Below are 22343 nucleotides of genomic sequence, written 5' to 3' on the forward strand. Positions count from 1 at the left end.
CTTTTTTGTTTCTCCGCATGGACGAAATCAGGTGATTTTGTGCATCTTTTCATTAAGATGATTCAAAACGTGGTATAGTAACAATATATGAATTTTTGTTGTTTGAAAGGTAAGAAATTGAGGTGTTACATATGAGTAAGCGTTATGTCGTTGTCGATTTAGAGACGACAGGGAACTCCTGGAAAGATGGGAAGGACAAAATTACACAAGTTGCAGCTGTTGTAGTAGAAGATGGAGAGATACTCGAGATTTTTTCATCTTTTGTTAACCCGGAGAGAGAGATTCCCCCATTTATTACAGAATTAACAGGGATTGATGAAGATCTCGTGAAACAAGCCCCGCTATTTTGCGATGTAGCGCCGATGATAGTTGAACTGTTGCAGGGTGCCTATTTTGTTGCACATAACGTTCACTTTGATTGGAGTTTTTTGAAAGAAGAATTAAAACAAGCTGGATATGGGGAAGTGAACTGTCAAAAAATTGATACGGTCGAATTGGCACAAATCTTATTACCGACAGCTGATAGCTATAAATTGCGTGATCTAGCAAAACAACATGAGTTAGAACATGATCAACCGCATCGTGCGGATAGTGATGCTCTTGTGACAGCGGAATTATTTTTACAATTTCTAAATCAATTAGAACAATTACCGCTTGTTACATTACAATCTTTATATGAGCTAAGTGATGTATTTCAAAGTGATATAGCAAATATCATTTCAGAAAATATTTTAAATAAAGTGATGCTTGGTACAGAATGTGCTAAGGAATATGAAATATATCGAAATATTGCACTTCGAAAACGAAAATATTCATTAGAAATTGGTGAAGATTGCTCATCTAAATTTGATGCCTTTTTGAACAAGTCAATGGAGCAGCTTGGGCTACAGATGCCAACTTTTGAAAAAAGAGAAAGTCAACAACGAATGATGAAGGAAGTATATACAGCACTGAGAGACTCTCGTTTTTCATTGATTGAAGCGGGGACAGGAACAGGGAAAACACTGGCATATTTGCTCCCAAGCATTTATTTTGCAAAGAAAAAAGAAGAGACGGTTGTGATTAGTACGCAAACGGTACAATTGCAACAACAAATGATTGAAAAGGAAATCCCGTTATTGCAAAATATATTACCATTTCCATTCGAAGTGGCTCTTTTAAAAGGAAGAAAACACTACCTTTGCTTACATAAATTTGAATATGCATTGCAAGAAGAAGAGAAGAATTATGATGCTGCGCTTACGAAAGCAAAAATTTTAGTATGGTTACTGCAAACGGAGACTGGTGATCGTGACGAGTTGAATATCCCAGAAGGTGGAAAATTACTGTGGGATCGTATTTGTAGTGATACATATAGTCCAGTTGCTATGCAAAGTAATTGGTTTAGTCGCTGTTTTTATCAAAGAGCAAAAAACAAAGCATTATTTGCAGATATTGTTATTACAAATCATGCGCTATTATTTCAAGATTTTATTAGTGAAGATCCACTTTTGGCGTCTTGTGAACATATTATCTTTGATGAGGCTCATCATATTGAAGAAACAGCGACTAGGATACTTGGAGAGCAATTTTCATGTATGTATTTTCAATTGATCTTATCGCGTTTTGGTACGTTAGAAACGGATGATATGCTCTCAAAGGTGTATGAAATGATGAAAAAGACTCAGCAATCGTCACGCTCAACTTTTCGTATGGTGAGTCATCGATTGAAGGAAATTAAATTCGACGCGGATGAGTTATTTCAAATGTTCCGCACATTTATATTTCAGCAAACAAAGCAAGAAAAAGGGGCAAATAATATGCCACTTATTTATCGATATGATGCAGGGCAAGAGGATGGAAAGCTATGGAGAAGTATAGCCGAGTTAACAAATCGTTTTGTATATGAGTTAAGAAAAATACTGATTATATTAGAGAAACAAGCAGAGGTATTACAAAGTAAAGTGGAATGGGAAACGCAAGTCATTACAGGTGAATTTATGCATCTAATTGAGTTGCTCCGTAAGATGGTTGACTCATTGCACATGCTAATTTTAGAAAAAACAACAAGTGTAACCTGGATGGAAACGGAAACGAAAGGTACAATTCATTCCACAGTGTTATATGCACAACCCGTCCATATAGGAGAAAGGTTTGCAGATGATTTTTTAGCAAAAAAACGAAGTGTTATTTTTACTTCGGCGACGTTAACGGTCAATGATACATTTGATTATATGAAAGAACAACTTGGATTATATGACTTTGCACCAGACACATTAACAGTTCCATCACCGTTTCATTATGAGGAACAAGTAAAATTAATGGTTCCGACAGATGTTCCTCTTATTAAACAAGTAAGTGAGGATGTGTATATAAGAGAAATATCACACCATATTAAAAAGATTGCTAAAGCAACAAATGGGCGAATGCTCGTTTTATTTACATCCTATGAGATGTTGAAGGCAACATATACAAATTTAAAACAAGCGGAAGAATTAGATGATTTTGTATTATTAACGCAAAGTGTTCATAATCGTAGCCGCAGTCGCTTAGTTCGGAAATTTCAAGAGTTTGATAAGTCGATTTTGTTAGGCACAAGTAGTTTTTGGGAGGGCATTGATATTCCTGGAGATGCATTAAGCTGTCTTGTTATTGTTCGGTTGCCGTTTACGCCGCCAAATCAGCCAATGATGGAAGCGAAAAGTGAATGGATAAAAAATAAGGGAGAAGATGTATTTGCCAAGCTAGCACTTCCGCAAGCGATTCTTCGCTTTAAGCAGGGATTTGGTCGGTTAATTCGCACAATGACGGATACTGGGACAGTGTTTGTGTTAGATCGTCGTTTGACCAATTCTTTTTATGGAAAAAGATTTATGCAATCTATTCCGAAAGTTCCTCTTTATGAAGGAACGCTAGAAGAACTGCTGAATCGATTAGAAGAATAAATTGAAATGTTATGCAGTGAGAGTTTACATTCTTTACAGGAAAGTTGCTTTTTACCAATTGTTTTTGATGAAGGTACTTTGCGTTTTATTGTTTTAAGATAGAGCGAATTATAATCAGTAAGCATGGGGGAAAAGTAACTAAGAAAAAACATACCTGAAGTACGATGTACTTCAGGTATGGAATGTGGGTAGGAGGAAATTTATTTTTCTTACTTCTTGTATACAAATGTTTCAGTTTTGGATTTGAACCCTTTTTTTGCTGAACATGTCCTGCTATAATAGATGGGTGATGAAGCAGGGGTTGTAAAGAATGTACTCTTATTGTAACCGTATTGCGTTCTTCTATAATTAGAAATTTTTGTGTAACGGAGGAGCTTTCATGGAGAAAAAAATCGAAGTCCTATCAACGACGCGTATTAAATATTCGTCTGATTTATATAAAATTGTTGATAGTTTGAACCGCACTTTAAAAGAACAGGACCTCATGTTCGGGTTGGCATTAGACGAAAACGAAAAAGAAACAGCAGTATTTACGATATATAGAACGTAGTGATACAATGAAAAAGTGGATCTTTGCCATCATTATCGTTATCGTTGCCATTGGATTATATGGGGTGCATGTTTATAATACGACAATGGAAAAGAAAATTCCGAAAGAGTCAAAAGTTGTAGAAATTGCAAAAGAAAAAGCAAAGCTTACAAAAGTAAATTCTGTTGATTATTTTAACGGAGAATCTTCATATACAGTCGTACAGGGTGTAGATGAAAAAGGGGAAAAAATCATTGTTTGGGTACCTGAGAAAAAAGGAGATGTTTTGGTAAAGAAACAGAGCGAAGGTATTTCTGAAAAAGATGCTTTGCAAATTGTTGCTAAAGAGCAGAAACCAAAACAATTCCTGAAAGCAAAATTAGGCGCTGAAAAGAATGTACCATTATGGGAAGTTACATATATTGATGATGAAAATCGTTATATTTACTATTATCTTGCATTTCAAGATGGTAAGTTTTTGAAGCGATATAACATTGAAAAATAGATGTAGGGGGAAACCACAAATGAAATTAGCAAAGAGAGTAGCTGCTTTAACACCGTCTGCAACTTTAGAAATTACAGCAAAGGCACAAGCATTAAAAGCTGAAGGACATGATGTAATTGGATTAGGAGCAGGAGAACCTGACTTTAATACGCCAGAACACATTATGGATGCCGCACATAAAGCAATGTTAGAAGGACATACGAAATATACACCGACTGGTGGATTAGCAACATTAAAAAAAGAAATTGCGCAGAAATTTACTCGTGATCAAGGATTAGCGTATGATGAGGCTGAAATTATTGTATGTAATGGTGCGAAGCATGCACTTTATACATTGTTCCAAGTGCTACTTGACGAAGGAGATGAAGTGATTATCCCAACTCCTTATTGGGTAAGTTATCCTGAGCAAGTAAAACTTGCTGGTGGTGAACCAGTTTATGTAGAAGGGTTAGAAGACAATCAGTACAAAATTAAGCCAGAGCAGCTACGTGAGGCAATTACAGAGAAAACGAAAGCTGTTATTATTAATTCGCCAAGCAACCCGACAGGAATGATTTATAGCAAAGAAGAATTACAGCAGCTTGGAGAAGTATGTTTAGAGCACGACATTTTAATTGTTTCTGATGAAATTTATGAGAAATTGGTTTATGGTGGCGTGGAATATACTTCAATTGCCCAGCTTTCTAATGCATTAAAAGAACAAACACTTATTATTAATGGTGTATCTAAATCACATTCTATGACAGGATGGCGTATTGGCTATGCAGCAGGAAATAAGCAGCTTATTAAAGCGATGACAAACTTAGCAAGTCATAGTACGTCAAACCCTACTTCAATTGCTCAATACGGCGCAATTGCTGCATATGCTGGGTCACAAGAGCCTGTAGAAATGATGCGTCAAGCATTTGAAGAACGATTAAACATTATTTATAATAAATTAATTCAAATTCCTGGTTTCACTTGTATTAAACCACAAGGTGCATTTTATTTATTCCCAAACGTAAAAGAAGCTGTAACGTTAGCTGGATATACAACAGTAGATGAGTGGGCAACAGCGTTGTTAGAAGAAGAGAAAGTAGCTCTTGTTCCAGGAACAGGATTCGGCGCACCAAATAATGTTCGTTTATCCTATGCGACATCTCTTGAACAATTAGAGAAAGCGTTAGAGCGAATTCATACGTTTATGAAAAGTAAAGTACAGGCTTAAAAATTTTTTATGTATAAGTTACTTTAAACAAATGAAGATGACCTCCCTATCTATAGGGAGGTTTTTTGACGAATTGTGGCAAAAGGAAATTGCAGTAGGTGTGATATACTAGAAAGCGAGGTGTATGGTCATGAAGAAAAAAATGATGTTACAATGGTTTGAACAAGGAAGCATTGCAATTCCCAAATTACTTATGATGCAATATAAACAATTAGGATTAAATGAGACGGAATTTATGGTTGTACTCCATGTGCATACTTTTTTAGAATCGGGTAATTCTTTTCCGACTCCTTCAGAAATTGCGGAACGAATGACAATCACGGAAATGAAATGTATGGAAATCATTCAAGCGTTAATTCAAAAAGGTTTTTTAGCATTAGAAGGTAATCAAAAATCGGAAGCGATGATGTGTGAAAGTTATTCATTACAGCCACTTTGGGAAAAAATCTTGTATTTTTTAATGAATGAAACAATAGAGGAAGAAAAAGAAGAACAAAAACAACTTCAAGTAAATTTATATACAATTTTTGAACGGGAATTTGGTAGACCGTTATCGCCTTTTGAATGTGAAACGTTAGCGATGTGGCAAGATCAGGATCAACATCATCCAAATTTAATTCAAGCAGCCCTTCGAGAATCGGTAATGAGTGGGAAACTTAACTTTCGATATATTGATCGCATTCTCTTTGAATGGAAAAAGAACGGAATTAAGACGGTTGATCAAGCACAAGATCAGGGCCGAAAATTTAGAGCAAATCAAAACCGTTCACAGCAAGTAACAAAACAAGAGACAAAATATACAGGAAAAGTGCCCTTTTATAATTGGCTTGAGCAGTAATATAGGAGGAGAAGTATGTTAAATAAGACACAAATTCGTTATTGCTTAGATACAATGGCAGACATGTATCCAGAAGCACATTGTGAATTAAATCATGATAATCCATTTGAACTTGTAATTGCGGTTGCGTTATCTGCACAATGTACAGATGTCCTTGTAAATAAAGTAACGAAAAGTTTATTTCAAAAATATAAGACACCTGAAGATTATTTAAATGTGTCTTTAGAAGAGTTGCAACAAGATATTCGTTCGATTGGATTGTACCGAAACAAAGCAAAAAACATTCAAAAATTATGCCGAATGTTGCTTGAGGATTATAATGGAGAGGTACCACAAGATCGTGACGAACTAACAAAACTACCAGGAGTCGGTAGAAAAACTGCCAATGTAGTGGTTTCTGTAGCATTTGGTATCCCAGCTATCGCTGTTGATACACATGTAGAACGGGTAAGTAAACGCTTAGCGATTTGCCGCTGGAAAGATTCCGTACTAGAGGTAGAGAAAACATTAATGAAGAAAGTTCCGATGGAAGAGTGGGGAGTTACGCATCACCGAATGATTTTCTTCGGACGTTATCATTGCAAAGCGCAGCGACCACAATGTGAAGAATGCCGGCTACTAGAAGTGTGTCGCGAAGGTAAGAAGCGAATGAAGGGGAAATAATAAAGATGGAACAAGTTGTACAAATACCGAATGACTTTCGATGTATACCCTTTTTTGAAGGGGAGATAGATAAGATTATCTATCATAAAGATCAATCTTTTATCCAGTTGCTAAAAAATCATTATTTCTTATTTGATATAGAGAAACAATATGAACCGTGGAATGAGATAGAAGTAGGTATTCCAACTGTATTAGATATGTGGAAAGAAAAAAAAGAAGATATCTCGATACTTTTCCGGGATCGAAAACGAAAAGAAGCAAGAAACCCAATGATTCACTTTGCAGCTCATTTGTTATCGATTGTATATTGGCTAAATGGACAATCTGTGCCAGGGGTAAAGGGTATGAAGAATACGTTTGACGAGTTACAGGTAAAACCAATTAATTTTATAGAACGTTATTCATTTATTGTTGAGCAACCAAATCATTATCACTCTTATATTCAATTGGAGCAGTTGTATGTAGAAGTAGAGAAGTTATATGCAAAAGAAATAATTAAAAAAAAGAAGTCGCCATCTCGTTAGAGGAAGGTGACTTCTTTTTTTTATTATTGTGCTGGATTATCTTCAGGTGTTGGGCTCTCTGGTGTTGTATTAACCGTTTCACCATCAGTTGGTTGATCTGGTTTTGGTTTATTAGCTTCTTTTTCAGCCTTNNTCTTTAGCTTCTTTTTCAGCTTTGTTCTTAGCCTCTTCTTCAGCCTTTTTCTTAGCCTCTTCTTCGGCTTTCTTCTTAGCCTCTGCGTTTTCGCCAGGAACAGTGAAGGATACACCAGCTGCATCGCTTGTACCGGTTCCTTTTTTCGCTACAACGGAGAAGCTATAAGTTACACCAGGTTTCACTCCGCTAAGTGAAGCGCTTGTACCACTTACAGATAGGCTACCACTAGAACCGTCGTTTGCTTTATAGCTTGCAGAATAAGCAGAAACATCGGAAGGTCCAGACCAACTTAAGTTAATCGTATTAGATGCAGCATCATATGATGGTGTTACACCAGTTGGTGGATCAACTTTAATTTGCTTAATAGCATCTTTTTTCGCGCCTTTTACATACAATTCTTCATTTAGACGTTCTACAGAAGAAGGTTGTTCAAAGCGAGATGTATCTGTAGCGAACTTACTCATCATTTCTTTAAATATTTGCTGTGCAATTCGAACTGAAGATGACTTATCTGGAATATAGTTTTCTTCAGAATCTCTTTCATATCCTGTCCATACCGACATTGTATATTGCGGTGAATAACCCGCAAACCAACTATCTCTATTGGCGCTTTCTGGAATATTATATTTTTTTAATGTATCTGGATCAAAGTTTTGTGTTCCTGTTTTACCAGCTACATCAATTCCTGATACATAAGCTGTTGGACCTGTACCACCAGAACCTGGTTTTACAACGTCACGTAGAACATCCGTAATCATATATGCTGTGTAATCCTTCATTACTCGTTCTTCTTTAGGTTTAAAGTTCTTCTCTTTTCCATCAGGAAAAACAACTTTTGTTACAAAATGTGGCTTGTTATAATTCCCGTCGTTACCAAAAGCGGCATATGCACCAGCCACTTGTAATGGGGAAGCCTCATTACTACCAATTGCATCGGCTTCAACTGCCTTTCTAGAGAAAGGCATTCCAAGACCTTCAGCAAATGCTTGTGATTTGTCTAATCCAACTGCTTGTGCTGTTTTTAAAGCAGGGATGTTTAATGATTTTTTCAATGCCTCACGTAACGATACGTCACCTTTATAGCTATTAGTAGCGTTTCGGATTTTTTTACCGTTGGAATACGTATATTCTGAGTCATTTAATTGATGGTATGTTGACCATTGCATGTATTCAATAGCAGGACCATAGTCAAAAATTGGTTTCATAGTCGAACCGACTTGGCGCTGCAGATCAACGACCATATTATGTCCTTTAAATACAGTTTTATTTTCTTTACGACCAGCACCAATTGCACGAACTTCACCAGATTGTGTGTCCATGAATACGAAAGAGCCTTGGAAACGATCGTTTGGATAGTTAATAATATCTCCATCCAGTAATTGTTCAGCGTATTCCTGCGCGCCCTTATCAAGTGTCGTATAAATCTGTAATCCGTCAGATCCGATATTTACATCAGGCATTTCTTTTTCGATTTCTTTGAAAACTGCATCTAAAAAGGCTTGGTGAGGCATTTCGGTTACTTCTTTAGATTTTTGAAGCCCTTCTGTTACAGGGATTTTCATCGCTTCATCCATTTCTTGTTTTGAAATAAAGCCATGTCGATTCATTAATGATAAGACTGTATTACGACGTTTTGTTGCTCGGTCAATATTTTCTTCTTTTGTTGGATCATAAATATTTGGACCTTGAGGTAATCCAGCAAGCATCGCTGCTTCATGTAATTTTAACTCTTTTAAGTCTTTCGCATAGTAGTTTTGCGCTGCTGTTGCAACCCCATAAGAGCGATTACCAAGGTTGATTTTGTTCAAGTACATTTCTAAAATTTCATGTTTGGAATATTGTTGCTCTAATTTATAAGCTAAATACCATTCCTGTACTTTACGTTTAGATGTTTTTTCCATCGTTAAAAAATAGTTTTTAATGACCTGTTGGGTAATTGTACTACCACCTTGAGAACCAAAACCATCAGTGACATTTTCAAGAATTGCTTTTCCAGTACGTTTAAAATCGATGCCGTTATGTTGATAGAACCGAGCATCTTCTGTCGCTAGGAATGCACTTTCTACCACTTTAGGAACTTGGTCGTAAGTAATATTCGTTCGTTTTTCAGCACCATATTCATAAAAGAAGTTCTTGTCTTTATCATAAAATTTAGTTGATAGTGGATTGACAAGTTTTGCTTTATCTAGCTTCGGAGCATCCTTTACAATTACAAAAAAAGCGGAAACTCCAGCTATAAGACCAACAATGCCAAGAAGTAGGCAACCGATTAAAAACTTCTTGAAAAAGGAACCTTTTTTCTTTGGTTTCTCCGTTTGGTTGCTTTCCTGTTGTTGATGTTCTGCATGTTTTCGTTCTGTACGAGAACGATAATTTTCTGACATTATACTTTCTCCTACCTTTCATTTTCACCCCAAAAGTCGAAAAAAGAGCCTTATTGTTGACTCTATCACGAAAAATAAGCCATGTCTAGTACACGAATATAATCAATTCGGGGGTGATAACCGCATGATAACAAGTATCCGTGCTCTTCGATTTCTTGTTTCTTGATCGATTTGCGTCCACCAGCATCTTGGCGATTCCAAAATGAAATGACATGTTTTGCATCGAGTAAATAAAATTCATCATAAAGTGTAAATTTAATAATAACAAATGCGATTCCATGATGAGCTATTACTTGTTCCATATGCTTAATTTGATGAAGGTGGAAGTTTTGCAGTGGAAAACTTGTTTTATTTTTTGTTTCTTTCGCTTCAAAGTCAATGTATTTACCTTTGTATACACCGTTATAGTCTGTTGTGGAAGGTTGTTTAAAATAAGCTTCTTTCACAACTGCAGCACTTCGAGCTGGGTAATCTACTTTGACAATTTGAAGAGGTGTGGGTTTTTTATGTACACATGCGATATTATGGGTTAAATAATATTGATTTGTTTCATTTAATTCCTCTTCAAGAGACATCCCTCTATTGCCATAAGTATGATTTTTAAATTGTGTTTTTTGGGGCTGTAATGCTTGATTATACCTTTTTCCGTTTGGATAACGAATGGTCATAGTTTGTCCACTCCAACTTACCTAGAATTACTTACAAAGGTGATTATATCAAAAAAAACAAAAAAGATGCGATTTTTTTCAAGAGAGATGTGGTGATTCATGTATGCTTATGCAGAATGAGTATGAGGAAATCAATAGGGAGCGCAGAAAAGTTTCTTGTACAGTGGAAGAGAAGGACTTAATAGCGCATATTAAACAACAAACAGCTCTAGCGAATATAGATAATATTTCACGCACGTATACGTATCAAGAATATTACTTAAGAAATAAAGAGATTCGGTGGTCGTTTTTGGCAAGTATGGTTTCGCGGAATTCTGGATGGAACATGACAGATTTAGCAGGTGAATATTATAAAAATATTTTATCAGAAAGAATAAGAGCCCAAATCTTTCTTACATATGAAAGTGCAAATTGGCTTATTTTTTCAGATGCATACCCACAGTTGTTATTATATGAATACAGTAAGAATATGATGAAGCCTCTTTTTCATTTATTACAGTTTTTTAACGTATCTATTTTTATGGAGAAGGAATGGAAAAGTTTTTGGAATAATAGAGATCTTACTCGTCTTATTACAGCGCTTATTATTAATGAACAAAATAAGATTCAAAAACCAGTTATTGAGAACCCATATTTTCAAAAATACGTATTTCAAACTGTACTGTTTAAATTTCAAGAACTCTTTCATTTTAATGCTGTAATTTTCCCGACAACAAAAGGTAATCTATATGGTTTTTCGGTTTATCAATTTGAAAAGCTACAAAAACGTATAGAACTTGGGAAAAATTTGGCGTGGTTATTATTTCATCCTGAATATGAAGTATTATTTTATGATTTTTCCTTGCGAACATTTCCTACAGGATCAAGAATGGATTACGAGCAGTATTTTACACTGCAGAAAGAGAAGAGTACACCACGGTTAAGGGATGTTTTTTCAATTGTGTTGCACCAAAATAGCTTAGAAAAAGATTGGTTTCATCAAAAAATGGATATTGAGGCGTTGTTTTTGTTTCAGGAGCCGAAGGAAGAAGTTGAGATTACAGAATGGTTTCTACAAAAACAACATCAAGTATCTATTTTTTCCACATTGAATCGCTTTTTTAAAAGGAGTAATGACTTCATGATATAATAAGAAAAGTCCCGCCTTTTATTAGGAGGCGGGATTAATTGATTACATGAATGAATCGACATTATTTATATAGCTTCAGTTGAGACTGTATAAATAATGAAGGAAGCTAGGTGGAAGAACAAGAGTACCTCCGCTGATTAAAGTTTGGCTTTATGTAGCAGGAAAGTTTGGACCATCTAGCTTTGGGTTTCCGGTTTCAGGTTTATTTTGTTGTTTGTTTTGTTTTTTCTTCTTTTCGTTTTTATTTTTAGCCATGGAAAACACCTCCCTTTTGTATTGTTACCATTTCTATAAAACTCATACAAACCGATTTCTTTGCCGAATATCAACTAGTTTTGTCAGTCATGCAGGAGTGGTAAGTGAATCGTCGAAATAACATGACAAAGGAAAAGCAAAGAAGGAGGCGTTTTGTATATGGCGATGGTTCAGAAGGAAAATGTAATGAAAAAAATGGATCAAATGTTAAGTGCTCTTGATTTGCTGGAAATGAATGTTTCACTTAGAGTTAATCATTCTTTAAAAGATAAACGCGAAGATATATGTAATAGAGGAGAAATAACAGAAATGCACATGCAACATATGGAGGATAAATTAGTACATCATGAAGAAAAAGGAAGTTGGCTCCAAACGTTTCAAAACGTCATTGTGAGCGCATAAGAGGGTGGAAATAAATTGGATTATGGAACATTAATACAGTCTTCAATAAAATTAATACAGTACAACGATGAAACAATTATAAAAAAAAGAGAAGAGAAAGAATTTGATTTTTATCAAGATATGAAACCTTTTGTGGATATGGTTGATCAGGAGTTAGAAGTGTGGAAAGAATTAGCTTATCAATGGGTTAATTCTGAGAAGCCTAAGTATATACATGTGCAACAAATTGACCAAGTATATGAAAATTTACAAAATAATGCACTACAATGTTTTGTAAATAAGGGAAAAGGTAAACGGTTTTATGAAACACATCAAGCGATTTTATATACATTGCAAAATATAGTAGAACAATGTAAATGACAAGAGGGGAAACCCTCTTGTTTTTATGATTCTATAGCTGTATGAGTTGGTTTTGCCCCGTTTACTTCTAATTCACGTATTAGTGTTCGGTATTCTGAGATGCAGATTTTTCCTTCTAAATAGTGATGCCTAGCAAAATCAAGCAACTCATTCATATCTTCTGTAGCGTACCCCTTTTTTTGAGTGAAAGCTTGTTTTAAATCCCCTAATATCATGTTGATTCCTCCCCCATGAGAATCTTCTTCGTTACTATCGTAACATGAAAAGGCTTACTTTCTTATTTTTTTAAAAATTTAAACTTCCGACAAAAACAGACATTTATGAGGTTACACATTTTATTTTATAGGTACATATTCTATATGTAGAAACTTAGTTAGAGGGGGGAAATACATGTTTCAACAGCCAAATGGATATACACAACCAAATGGATACACTCAACCAAATGGGTATACACAACCAAATGGATACACACAACAAAATGCTTATCAATATAATGAGGATACATATTTACGTTATAATATGTATCCATTCGCTCCTTACTACGGAGATCAAATGAATTATTATCAGCCATTTGAAGTATCTTTTATGAATCAACAATCTTATGTACCGCAGCAACAGCAGCCTTTTATGAATCAGCAGTCAATGTTTTATCCACCAAAGCAGCCTTTTCAACCATATCCAACGATGAACAAACAAAAACAACAACAGCAGCCAAGTCAATTTTCTAGCTTTGTATCTCAATTTAAGACGTCAGATGGCAACTATGATGTCAATAAAATGATGAATACAGCTGGTCAAATGATGAATGCAATGAATCAGGTAACTGGAATTGTAAAACAAGTTGGGGGCTTTTTTGCTAAAGGATGATAGTTGTGTGTCCAAGTTATCGTATGTGAACAGCACCATATAGACAAATTTCCATTAAATAAATGGGTATATATAACAAGCGGCTTTTACCCCTTTCTCATATTGTAAAGTGTAGTCAGATTTTTTTAATGAGAGAGGAGAGAAAAAACTATGCATCATTGTCATCCTTGTTTTGGAGGGCATAAGCCTACAGGACCTATTTGTACAACGCCTCCTGTCGTTCATCCAACGAAGCAATGTGTAACACACACTTTTTCTACAACGGTGGTACCGCATATTCATCCAACTCATACAACACACGTTCATCATCAACAAGTTAAAAATCAACATTTCTTCCCACAAACAAATTCAAATGTGAATGTTGTAGACCCTGTTGATCCAGGATTCGGCGGAGTTGGTGGATTCGGAGGACNNCCTGGTTCAGTTGGTGGATTTGGAGGACCTGGTTCAGTTGGCGGGTTCGGCGGAGGGTGCGGGCCATGCGGTCACGGACCACAAGTATCCCCATTCGGACCAGGACCAAATGTAGGACCACAAGTATCTCCATTCGGACCAGGACCAAATGTAGGGCCACAAGTATCCCCATTCGGACCAGGACCAAATGTAGGACCAAACGTTGGTGGAATGTTTAAAAAGTAAATGTTATGTTAGAACTAGCAAAATGCTAGTTCTTTTTTTATGGAGTGTTGATATGAAAGTTGTAGCTATAACAGGTTATAAACCATTTGAACTTGGAATTTTTAAAGATGACCACCCAGGTGTTTTATGTATAAAAAAAGCAGTGCGCCGCAAATTACTCGCTTTTATAGAGGAAGGATTAGATTGGGTCATAATAAGTGGGCAGCTAGGAGTAGAGTTATGGGCTGCTGAAGTTGTTTTTGATTTACAGCTAGAATATCCAGATTTAAAGCTTGCTGTGTTTACTCCTTTTTTAGAACAGGAGAAAAATTGGAAAGAAGGAAACCGAGAACTATACGAGTTTATTTTAGGGCAAGCAGACCATGTGGATAGCATTACGAAAAGAAAATATGAAAGCCCAGAACAGTTTCGATTAAAAAATCAATTTTTTATTGAAAAAAGTGATGCCCTTTTAGCCGTATATGACGAAGAAAAACCAGGAAGTCCTAAATACATCGTAGAAGTAGCAAAGAAAAGAGGAGAAATAGAAAATTATCACAGTTATTTCATTCTTTTTTCTGATTTACAAGATATAATAGAAGAGGAACAGTGGAATAATGCTGAGTAATATGTCATATGGTTCACGTATATATGATTGACAAAAGACAATGTTTCTGAAAAAATTTAGTTAATGAAAGTTTTGGTAAAAATTTGAGGTGAAGAAAATGATTTCGGATAAAATTAAATTAACAGCGAAAGATATTTTGGAAAAAGAATTTAAAACGGGTATGAGAGGTTATCAGCAAGAAGAAGTAGATAAGTTTCTTGATATGATTATTAAAGACTATGAAGCATTCCACAAGGAGCTTGAGCAAGTGCAACAACAAAATGCTCGCTTGAAACGAGAATTAGAAGAACAAAAAATTGCAGCAGCGCAAGTTCCGCAGCAACCAGCTCCAACACCAGTTGCACAACCTGTATACAACAATACGAATACAGATATTTTAAAACGTTTATCTAATCTGGAAAAAGCTGTATTTGGAAGTAAGTTATACGAGTAATCTAAGGGAAGAAAAAGATTAAAGCATTCTACATATAAAAAAGCATTGCAAAATCTTTTTGTTTCCACTATACTAATGTTTGTCATAACGTTTGGGTAATCGCTGCAACGCCAACGTTGTAGAGGAAAGTCCATGCTCGCACGACCTGAGATGGTCGTAGTGTTCGTGCCTAGCCAATTCATAAGCTAGGGTATTCCGGCTGAGAGGCTGGTTTAACGGCAGGGAAAAAACCTAAGTCCTTTTTGGATATGGTTTGACTACCTTTAAAGTGCCACAGTGACGAAGTCCTTGAAGAAATGATAGGAGTGGAACGAGGTAAACCCCACGAGCGAGAAACCCAAATAATGGTAGGGGAATCTTTTCCAAGGAAATGAACGATGGAAAAGGACGGGCATTTCGCCCTGTAGATAGATGATTACCACCGGAGTACGAGGCGTGAGCCGTTTGCAGTACAAAGGAACAGAACATGGCTTACAGAACGTTATGAACCAATTATGGAATGACTCAGCTCTCCTTTGTAAGAGGAGGGCTTTTTATTTGTATGAAGTGATAGCTTGTGAGTTAAAATGGTAAATAAGAAAATACTTCGTAATATTTCATAATTAATAGACAGAAATGCTATTAATTATTGATTGATTATACATAAGAGGTGAATACAAATGGGAAAAGTTACTTTAATTGCAACAGCAGCAATGGGAATCGAAGCTTTAGTTGCAAGAGAAGTTCGCGATCTTGGTTATGAGTGCCAAGTAGAAAACGGAAAAGTAACGTTTGAAGCGGATGCAAAAGCAATTTGTCGTACGAATTTATGGTTACGAACTGCGGATCGTGTGAAAATTAAAGTTGGTGAATTTAAAGCAACGACATTTGATGAGTTATTTGAAAAGACGAAAGCGTTAAATTGGGGTGACTATATTCCAGAGAATGGTGAGTTCCCTGTTATCGGAAAATCATTAAAATCAACATTATTTAGTGTTTCAGATTGTCAACGTATTGTGAAAAAGGCAGTTGTTGAGAAGTTAAAGACAACGTATAGACGTACAACTTGGTTTGAAGAAGATGGTCCTCTATTCCGCATTGAGATTGCAATGTTAAAAGATATTGCAACACTAACAATTGATGCAAGTGGCGTTGGACTTCATAAACGTGGATACCGTGTTGATCAAGGGGAAGCGCCGTTGAAGGAAACACTAGCTGCGTCTTTAATTAAACTTACAAATTGGAAGCCAGATCGTCCGTTTGTAGATCCGTTTTGTGGTTCGGGAACAATTCCGATTGAAGCAGCATTAATTGGACAAAATATCGCGCCTGGTTTTAATCGTGAATTTGCATCTGATGGATGGGGCTGGATTGGTAAGCAAAATTGGAAAGAAGCTCGTCAAGAAGCTGAGGATTTAGCGAATTATGACCAACCATTACAAATTATCGGTTCAGATATCGACCACCGCATGATAAGAGTTGCGCAAGATAATGCGGATGAAGTTGGACTTGGCGACTTAATTTCATTTAAACAAATGCAAGTAAAAGATTTCACAACAAAAGAGGAATATGGTTATGTTGTAACGAATCCTCCATACGGAGAACGTTTAAGTGAAAAAGCGCTTGTTGAAAAATTATATAAAGAAATGGGCGAAGTGTTCCGTCCATTAGATACGTGGTCCATGTATTTATTAACAAGCTATGAGGCATTTGAAAAATGTTACGGAAAAGAAGCATCGAAAAAGCGTAAATTATTTAATGGTTTTATTCGTACAGATTATTATCAGTACTTCGGGAAACGTCCACCACGTAATTCATAGTATAAAACCTCTTTTCTGCGCATATACTGGCTATTATGTAATGTGCAAAAGGAGGAATCGATATGGATGGATTCCAAATGTCAATGATTCAAAAAGCGATTCATCATACGTATGATGAGCTTGGAAAAGAAATTGATCTTCACGGCGTGGCGGCAGATGGCATTTACAGAGCGCAGGAAGAGTATTTATCTGCCTTATCACATGAAACGCTAATTGATAAGCGTTACTTAAAGTCATTAATAGAGTAAAAAAGTTTTCCTTTAATAGAAAGGAAAACTTTTTTCACGCATTTCTATGTATTACAACAGGGGAAAGCAACTGCTATTTAGAGATAGCAGTTGCTATATCTTTTTATAGAAAAACTTTTTGGTTGGAGGCTGAGGATGTTTACTGAGAAGAGATTACCATTTGAAGTAGGGAAACAAGATAATTTTTATGATAAGTTGAATGAGTGGATTGGAGATGTATTTTACGATATCCTCCCGGAAAAAGGTTTTGAAGAACGTGATGAACAGATTTTTATGGCATTCCAATTAGAACGTGCGTTTCAAGAGAAAAAAGTAATGTTCGCAGAGGCTGGTGTAGGAACGGGTAAAACGATTGTGTATCTTTTATATGCAATTTGCTATGCGCGTTATACAGGGAAACCAGCTATTATTGCTTGTGCAGATGAAACATTAATCGAACAGCTTGTGAAAGAAGAAGGGGACATTGCGAAATTATCAGAAGCGTTAGGGTTATCTGTTGATGTACGTCTAGCAAAATCAATGGATAATTATTTATGTTTGCGTAAATTAGAAGATGTGATGAGTGGACGAGCTCCAGAAGTCATCGAAGACTTATATTATGAATTGCCTCAGTTTGTATTTGATCACGGAACAATGCAAAACTTTACACATTACGGTGATCGAAAAGAGTTCCCATTATTAAATGATGAAGAATGGTCAAAAGTATCATGGGATTATTTCCAAGATTGCTTCACATGTGATTCTCGTCATCGTTGTGGTCAAACACTTTCTCGTGAACATTATCGTAAAGCAGCAGATTTAATTATTTGCTCTCAAGATTTCTATATGGATCATATTTGGACATATGATGCTCGTAAGCGTGAAGGACAAATGCCACTTTTACCAGAAAGTAGCTGTGTTGTCTTTGATGAAGGACATCTTGTTGAGTATGCAGCGCAAAAGGCACTAACATACCGTTTAAAACAAACGATGATGGAACAACTCTTAACAAGATTATTACAAAATGATATTCGTGAAGAGTTTGCCCATTTAGTAGAAGAAACAATTTGGCAAACAGAGCGTTTCTTCGATGTATTAAAAGAAAGTAAAAAAGAAATTGCTGGATCAGATCGTTTAGAAATTACAGTAACAGAAAAAGTGACTACAGAAGCGAAACGACTTTATGCAAAAATTGCTGAAGTTGGTGACGCACTTGTTTTTGAAAGTGAAATGTATACAGTAAACACGTACGATTTAAATATCGTTGATGAGCATCTAGATGTATTAGAACATTCACTTCGTCTTTTCATGCATGAGAAAAATGTAATTACATGGGGAGAAGAGGCTGATGGTGCCTTCACGCTAGTTATTATGCCGCGTGCAGTAGAAGAAGTATTACAGGAGAAAGTATTCTCGAAAAAAATCCCGTATATTTTCTCTTCTGCTACACTATCTGAAAATGATTCATTCGCATTTACAGCAAATAGTCTAGGAGTAAAAGACTATTTATCATTCTCAGTAGCTTCTCCATTTGATTATGAAGAGCAAATGAAAGTGCACTTACCATCGTATAACGAGGAAAATGAATGGGAACGAAAATGTCAGTATACGCTTGAAAATATTCAAAAAACAAATGGACGTACACTTGTATTATTCCGTACAACAGGAGAGCTTGCGGCATTCAAAGAATATGTGAATAAAGAGCAAATGTCTGTGCCATTCTTATATGAAGGAGATCAAGAAATTAGCCAACTTGTTTCTCGTTTCCAAAATGAAGAGGAAACTGTACTTTGTGCGGTTCATTTATGGGAAGGTTTAGATATTCCTGGTTCTTCATTATCGCATGTTATTATTTGGTCACTTCCATTCCCTCCAAACGATCCTGTTTTTGAAGCGAAACGTAAGCACGTAAATGACCCGTTTTGGGATGTAGATGTACCATATATGATTTTACGTCTTCGTCAAGGAATTGGTCGTTTAATTCGTACAAGCGAAGATAATGGTGCTATTTCCTTATTCTTATCAGAAAATGAAAATGAAAAAGTTATTGAGGCTGTAAAAAAAGTGCTTCCAGTAGAAGGTAAGGTATTGTAAAAGCTTAGCGTTTGCTAAGCTTTTTTCTTTTTATCAGAAAAGGGTTTTATATCTTTATGTCGAAATATAGGTGAGATAGAAAAGGAGGCAATACAATATGACAATCACTACATATGAAGTAGAAAAAGAATTTTTAGCTCATGTGAAAAAGATAAATAATTATGGAGAGGCGCTAAGCCTTATATTTTGGGATTTACGTACAGGTGCACCGAAGCAAGGTGTGGATCAACGCTCTGAAGTAATCGGAATGCTGTCATCAGAGGTGTTCTCATTATCAACTTCTGATGAGATGGGAAGATATTTAACAGAATTAGAGCAACTAATAGCAGAGAATAAAATTTCTGAAAAGACAACGAAAATTGTAGAAGAGTGCCGAAAAGAATATGATCGAAATAAAAAAATCCCGCAAGATGAGTATGAAGAGTTTGTTAAGTTACAAGCAAAATCAGAAAGTGTTTGGGGAGAAGCACGTGAAAAATCTGACTTTGAAATGTTTAGACCTTACTTAGAAAAAATCGTTGAATATAAGAAGAAATTTATTACATATTGGGGTTATGAAACATATAAATATAATACACTTTTAGATATATATGAGCCAGGTATTACAGTGGAAGTGCTAGATCATGTTTTTGGTCAACTGCGTGAGCGTATCGTTCCACTTGTAAAAGAAATTTCTGAGTCTAATAAAGTGCTGAAAACCAATGCTTTATTTGAGCGCTTTTCAAAAGAACAGCAAAAGAATTTTACTTTAGAGTTACTGAAGCAATTGAATTATAACTTCGAGGCTGGTCGCCTAGATGAAACGATACATCCATTCGAAATTACATTAAATAGAGGCGATGTTCGTATTACAACTCGTTATGACGAGAAGGACTTCCGGATGGCGGTGTTTGGAACAATTCACGAATGTGGACATGCTGTATATGAGCAAAATGTTTCAGAAAAGTTAGAAGGGACACCGCTCTGCAGTGGGACATCAATGGGGATTCATGAATCGCAATCGCTATTCTTTGAAAACTTTATTGGACGTAATAAATCGTTCTGGAAGAAAAACTATGAACTATTAAAACAATTTAGCGACGGACAATTTGAAAATGTATCTGTAGACGAGTTCTATGATGCAATTAATGAATCGAAACCGTCCTTTATTCGTATTGAGGCAGACGAGCTTACATATCCATTGCATGTTATGGTTCGCTATGAATTAGAGAAAGAATTATTTGATGGAACATTAGAAGTAAAAGATTTGCCAGCAGCGTGGAATGATAAGATGGAAAGTTATTTAGGTATTCGTCCAGAAACGGATGCACAAGGAGTATTGCAAGATATCCATTGGTCAGATGGATCATTTGGTTACTTCCCGTCTTATGCGCTTGGTTATATGTATGCAGCGCAATTTAAAGATAAGATGCTAGAAGACATTCCGAACTTTGATGCATTGTTAGAAGCAGGGAATGTAACACCAATCCGTGAGTGGTTGACAAATAACATTCACCAATACGGTAAAACGAAAAAACCGTTAGACATTTTAAAAGATGTAACAGGTGAAGGGTTAAATGCAAACTATTTAGCAGATTATTTAGAAGCGAAATATAAAGAAATTTATGAGCTATAAAAAAAGAAAAAGGGCTGCCTGTATGCAGCTCTTTTTTACGAATAAAAGCCTTATCATACATGTGTTTAATGGGAGGAGATGCGGTGAAGTATACTTTTGGAGTGATGACACAAGAGCAAGCAGAAGAAATTGCGTATCATTGGCACTATGAGGGGAAGTATTCGTTTTATGATATGGAAGCTGATCAGGAAGATTTAGCTGAGTTTTTAGATTCGAATATACGTGGAGAAACGACTTTTGTAGTTTGTGAGGAGAAGAAAATCGTTGGCTTCTTTAGTTTTAATAGAGTAGATTTACATATAGTAGATATTGGACTTGGGATGAAGCCAAATTTGACTGGAAGGGGTTTTGGTGAAGCATTTATACGGAGTGGCTTAGAATTTTGTATGGAAAAATATCAACCGCGGTATATAACGCTTTCAGTAGCAACTTTCAATGAAAGAGCAATTAAAGTTTATAAAAAAGCTGGCTTTGAAGCGGTTGGAACGTTTGTTCAAGAGACAAATGGAAGTCGCTTTGAATTTTTAAAAATGATGTATCATACGGCTTGTAGGTAGTATAAGATCTAACTTGAAATTTGGTAAAAGGAAGTTAGCCGGATACTAGTTAACTGCAGAAGCGTTATTCGTAAAGGATCCTTTCAGCATATATAACGGGGAGGGGAATGGAAATGAGTAAATTAAGTGAAATAAATAGATTTGAAAATAGATTTACAAAAGAGATTATTGAGGTAGCAGCTGTTACAGGGGCATCGGGCGTTGGTGCTGGAAGAGCAGGTGACGCTATTTTGTGGGGGGCATCAATCCCTTTAATTGCATGGAAAGATTTATGTAGTGATGAGTTGATTATAGAAGAAAAGTTAAGGCTTGAATGGTTAGCTAATGATGCAGAATTGAAACAATCAAGAGAAATTTTACAAGAAAATACCGTTGTAAGATTGCTGGTACGTAGGGCGGAAAATGCGATGATGCTTGTTCAAGTTTTGGAGGACACATATAGAGATCATGAATTAGAAAAGATATTACAAGATTCAATGAAGCCAGTCTATTATCAAGATAAGATATTCGGCGAATTTATACTTGAGAAGAGTGTGGAGTTATTTGAAAAGCAAATTTCTTGGGCTGGTGAAACATGCAGTTTGTCTTTTGATTGGAATAAGGATGAGCGGATGATGACGGCGGCTTTAGAAACCGCATATGCACTTTTCGAGGAGAAAAATGAATGGAATAGAAAAATTAAACGGTTCGCAGCGACAGAATTAGTGGGGTTAGCAAATGAATGGTTACAGGATGATGATGAGGCAGAAATAGATGAGATTACACAGGAAATGTTTATTGATTTTATGGAATTAGAGAGTGTAAGTGTTTATTCAGACGGTGATTTTACAATATATTTTGCTGATGGGGATATGTTTTGGGGACATTGCATTGTTGTAGATGGAAATATTAATGGGACTCTTAATTCAGCTCATATTGCAGGGTAAATTTATTCCGCTATTTGCGGACAGTAAGACTCTCACTGATTAAAGTTTCACTTTA

General features: G+C 35.9%; 22 protein-coding genes, 1 other RNA gene and 1 pseudogene. 21 read left to right on the forward strand and 3 right to left on the reverse strand.

The features are described 5' to 3' along the window. Positions 1–131: 131 nt before the first annotated feature. The 7 genes from dinG (at position 132) to CN373_RS00885 (ending at position 7190) form a co-directional block, all read left to right on the forward strand. Positions 132–2924 (forward strand): ATP-dependent DNA helicase DinG, encoded by a 2793-nt coding sequence (gene dinG / locus CN373_RS00855; protein ID WP_098358628.1) that lies wholly within the window; start codon positions 132–134, stop codon positions 2922–2924. Between the two features lie 379 nt (positions 2925–3303). Further along, positions 3304–3474, forward strand: a complete 171-nt coding sequence (locus tag CN373_RS00860) for a YpmA family protein (RefSeq protein ID WP_000412180.1) — start codon at positions 3304–3306, stop codon at positions 3472–3474. Positions 3475–3481: 7 nt separating this feature from the next. Beyond that, positions 3482–3958 (forward strand): DUF5590 domain-containing protein, encoded by a 477-nt coding sequence (locus CN373_RS00865; protein WP_000758734.1) that lies wholly within the window; start codon positions 3482–3484, stop codon positions 3956–3958. Positions 3959–3977: 19 nt separating this feature from the next. Then, entirely contained in the window at positions 3978–5165 is a 1188-nt protein-coding gene (gene aspB, locus CN373_RS00870) for an aspartate transaminase AspB (protein ID WP_000761543.1), read from the forward strand. 130 nt (positions 5166–5295) lie between these two features. Further along, positions 5296–6003: a DNA replication protein DnaD gene (gene dnaD / locus CN373_RS00875; protein WP_000728553.1), complete on the forward strand. Its 708-nt coding sequence runs from the start codon at positions 5296–5298 to the stop codon at positions 6001–6003. Between the two features lie 15 nt (positions 6004–6018). Further along, positions 6019–6666 carry an endonuclease III gene (gene nth, locus CN373_RS00880; RefSeq protein ID WP_000933032.1) on the forward strand — a complete coding sequence of 216 codons (648 nt, stop codon included), beginning with the start codon at positions 6019–6021 and terminating at the stop codon, positions 6664–6666. Between the two features lie 5 nt (positions 6667–6671). After that, on the forward strand, positions 6672–7190 hold the full coding sequence (locus CN373_RS00885) for a YpoC family protein (protein ID WP_098358629.1): 519 nt from the start codon (positions 6672–6674) through the stop codon (positions 7188–7190). Positions 7191–7325: 135 nt separating this feature from the next. Here CN373_RS00885 and CN373_RS00890 read toward each other — a convergent pair. Beyond that, positions 7326–9710, reverse strand: a pseudogene (locus CN373_RS00890) (PBP1A family penicillin-binding protein); the annotation flags it as partial. 65 nt (positions 9711–9775) lie between these two features. Further along, positions 9776–10378, reverse strand: a complete 603-nt coding sequence (recU, locus tag CN373_RS00895) for a Holliday junction resolvase RecU (RefSeq protein ID WP_000155585.1) — start codon at positions 10376–10378, stop codon at positions 9776–9778. Between the two features lie 103 nt (positions 10379–10481). Here recU and CN373_RS00900 point away from each other — a divergent pair, with 103 nt between their 5' ends. The 3 genes from CN373_RS00900 to CN373_RS00910 all read left to right on the forward strand — a co-directional run bounded on the left by CN373_RS00900 (position 10482) and on the right by CN373_RS00910 (position 12524). Next, positions 10482–11507: a DUF2515 family protein gene (locus tag CN373_RS00900; protein ID WP_098358630.1), complete on the forward strand. Its 1026-nt coding sequence runs from the start codon at positions 10482–10484 to the stop codon at positions 11505–11507. A 414-nt stretch (positions 11508–11921) separates the two neighbouring features. Next, positions 11922–12164 (forward strand): hypothetical protein, encoded by a 243-nt coding sequence (locus CN373_RS00905; protein ID WP_001252044.1) that lies wholly within the window; start codon positions 11922–11924, stop codon positions 12162–12164. Positions 12165–12179: 15 nt separating this feature from the next. Then, positions 12180–12524: a YppE family protein gene (locus CN373_RS00910; RefSeq protein WP_000384445.1), complete on the forward strand. Its 345-nt coding sequence runs from the start codon at positions 12180–12182 to the stop codon at positions 12522–12524. A gap of 23 nt (positions 12525–12547) precedes the next feature. Here the strand turns inward: CN373_RS00910 and CN373_RS00915 are convergent, their stop codons facing one another. After that, positions 12548–12739 carry a YppF family protein gene (locus CN373_RS00915; RefSeq protein ID WP_000600246.1) on the reverse strand — a complete coding sequence of 64 codons (192 nt, stop codon included), beginning with the start codon at positions 12737–12739 and terminating at the stop codon, positions 12548–12550. A 175-nt stretch (positions 12740–12914) separates the two neighbouring features. Here CN373_RS00915 and CN373_RS00920 point away from each other — a divergent pair, with 175 nt between their 5' ends. The 11 genes from CN373_RS00920 (at position 12915) to CN373_RS00970 (ending at position 22288) form a co-directional block, all read left to right on the forward strand. Then, complete coding sequence (locus CN373_RS00920) at positions 12915–13391, forward strand: YppG family protein (RefSeq protein ID WP_098358631.1); 477 nt, start codon at positions 12915–12917, stop codon at positions 13389–13391. Between the two features lie 150 nt (positions 13392–13541). Continuing rightward, a complete protein-coding gene (locus tag CN373_RS00925) occupies positions 13542–14030 on the forward strand; it encodes a CotD family spore coat protein (protein WP_098358632.1) in 489 nt (162 codons plus the stop codon). 52 nt (positions 14031–14082) lie between these two features. Then, on the forward strand, positions 14083–14637 hold the full coding sequence (locus CN373_RS00930; RefSeq protein ID WP_098358633.1) for a DUF1273 domain-containing protein: 555 nt from the start codon (positions 14083–14085) through the stop codon (positions 14635–14637). A gap of 97 nt (positions 14638–14734) precedes the next feature. Beyond that, entirely contained in the window at positions 14735–15070 is a 336-nt protein-coding gene (gene gpsB, locus CN373_RS00935; RefSeq protein WP_000622434.1) for a cell division regulator GpsB, read from the forward strand. A gap of 87 nt (positions 15071–15157) precedes the next feature. Then, positions 15158–15549, forward strand: an RNA gene (gene rnpB, locus CN373_RS00940) — RNase P RNA component class B. 180 nt (positions 15550–15729) lie between these two features. After that, positions 15730–16869, forward strand: coding sequence for a THUMP domain-containing class I SAM-dependent RNA methyltransferase (locus CN373_RS00945; protein WP_000521219.1), 1140 nt, complete (start codon positions 15730–15732; stop codon positions 16867–16869). 62 nt (positions 16870–16931) lie between these two features. Continuing rightward, positions 16932–17117 (forward strand): DUF3921 family protein, encoded by a 186-nt coding sequence (locus CN373_RS00950; protein WP_000348617.1) that lies wholly within the window; start codon positions 16932–16934, stop codon positions 17115–17117. Between the two features lie 135 nt (positions 17118–17252). After that, positions 17253–19190: an ATP-dependent DNA helicase gene (locus CN373_RS00955; RefSeq protein WP_000493687.1), complete on the forward strand. Its 1938-nt coding sequence runs from the start codon at positions 17253–17255 to the stop codon at positions 19188–19190. Between the two features lie 97 nt (positions 19191–19287). Then, on the forward strand, positions 19288–20805 hold the full coding sequence (locus CN373_RS00960; protein ID WP_098358634.1) for a carboxypeptidase M32: 1518 nt from the start codon (positions 19288–19290) through the stop codon (positions 20803–20805). 83 nt (positions 20806–20888) lie between these two features. Then, positions 20889–21362, forward strand: coding sequence for a GNAT family N-acetyltransferase (locus tag CN373_RS00965; RefSeq protein ID WP_000877914.1), 474 nt, complete (start codon positions 20889–20891; stop codon positions 21360–21362). Positions 21363–21475: 113 nt separating this feature from the next. Next, positions 21476–22288, forward strand: a complete 813-nt coding sequence (locus CN373_RS00970; protein WP_000040985.1) for a DUF2262 domain-containing protein — start codon at positions 21476–21478, stop codon at positions 22286–22288. The last annotated feature ends 55 nt before the right edge of the window (positions 22289–22343 follow it).

It is taken from the genome of Bacillus cereus (genome assembly GCF_002561295.1).
Lineage (GTDB): Bacteria > Bacillota > Bacilli > Bacillales > Bacillaceae_G > Bacillus_A > Bacillus_A cereus_S.

What these genes read in the sequence shown, in the direction of transcription:
- CN373_RS00930 (WP_098358633.1), top strand. Translation starts at nt 14,083, where the DNA reads ATGAAAGTTGTAGCTATAACAGGTTATAAACCATTTGAACTTGGAATT.
- CN373_RS00920 (WP_098358631.1), top strand. Translation starts at nt 12,915, where the DNA reads ATGTTTCAACAGCCAAATGGATATACACAACCAAATGGATACACTCAA.
- nth (WP_000933032.1), top strand. Translation starts at nt 6,019, where the DNA reads ATGTTAAATAAGACACAAATTCGTTATTGCTTAGATACAATGGCAGAC.
- CN373_RS00860 (WP_000412180.1), top strand. Translation starts at nt 3,304, where the DNA reads ATGGAGAAAAAAATCGAAGTCCTATCAACGACGCGTATTAAATATTCG.
- aspB (WP_000761543.1), top strand. Translation starts at nt 3,978, where the DNA reads ATGAAATTAGCAAAGAGAGTAGCTGCTTTAACACCGTCTGCAACTTTA.
- CN373_RS00970 (WP_000040985.1), top strand. Translation starts at nt 21,476, where the DNA reads ATGAGTAAATTAAGTGAAATAAATAGATTTGAAAATAGATTTACAAAA.
- dnaD (WP_000728553.1), top strand. Translation starts at nt 5,296, where the DNA reads ATGAAGAAAAAAATGATGTTACAATGGTTTGAACAAGGAAGCATTGCA.
- CN373_RS00960 (WP_098358634.1), top strand. Translation starts at nt 19,288, where the DNA reads ATGACAATCACTACATATGAAGTAGAAAAAGAATTTTTAGCTCATGTG.
- CN373_RS00865 (WP_000758734.1), top strand. Translation starts at nt 3,482, where the DNA reads ATGAAAAAGTGGATCTTTGCCATCATTATCGTTATCGTTGCCATTGGA.
- CN373_RS00885 (WP_098358629.1), top strand. Translation starts at nt 6,672, where the DNA reads ATGGAACAAGTTGTACAAATACCGAATGACTTTCGATGTATACCCTTT.
- gpsB (WP_000622434.1), top strand. Translation starts at nt 14,735, where the DNA reads ATGATTTCGGATAAAATTAAATTAACAGCGAAAGATATTTTGGAAAAA.
- CN373_RS00955 (WP_000493687.1), top strand. Translation starts at nt 17,253, where the DNA reads ATGTTTACTGAGAAGAGATTACCATTTGAAGTAGGGAAACAAGATAAT.
- CN373_RS00900 (WP_098358630.1), top strand. Translation starts at nt 10,482, where the DNA reads ATGCTTATGCAGAATGAGTATGAGGAAATCAATAGGGAGCGCAGAAAA.
- CN373_RS00905 (WP_001252044.1), top strand. Translation starts at nt 11,922, where the DNA reads ATGGCGATGGTTCAGAAGGAAAATGTAATGAAAAAAATGGATCAAATG.
- CN373_RS00950 (WP_000348617.1), top strand. Translation starts at nt 16,932, where the DNA reads ATGGATGGATTCCAAATGTCAATGATTCAAAAAGCGATTCATCATACG.
- recU (WP_000155585.1), bottom strand. Translation starts at nt 10,378, where the DNA reads ATGACCATTCGTTATCCAAACGGAAAAAGGTATAATCAAGCATTACAG.
- dinG (WP_098358628.1), top strand. Translation starts at nt 132, where the DNA reads ATGAGTAAGCGTTATGTCGTTGTCGATTTAGAGACGACAGGGAACTCC.
- CN373_RS00915 (WP_000600246.1), bottom strand. Translation starts at nt 12,739, where the DNA reads ATGATATTAGGGGATTTAAAACAAGCTTTCACTCAAAAAAAGGGGTAC.
- CN373_RS00945 (WP_000521219.1), top strand. Translation starts at nt 15,730, where the DNA reads ATGGGAAAAGTTACTTTAATTGCAACAGCAGCAATGGGAATCGAAGCT.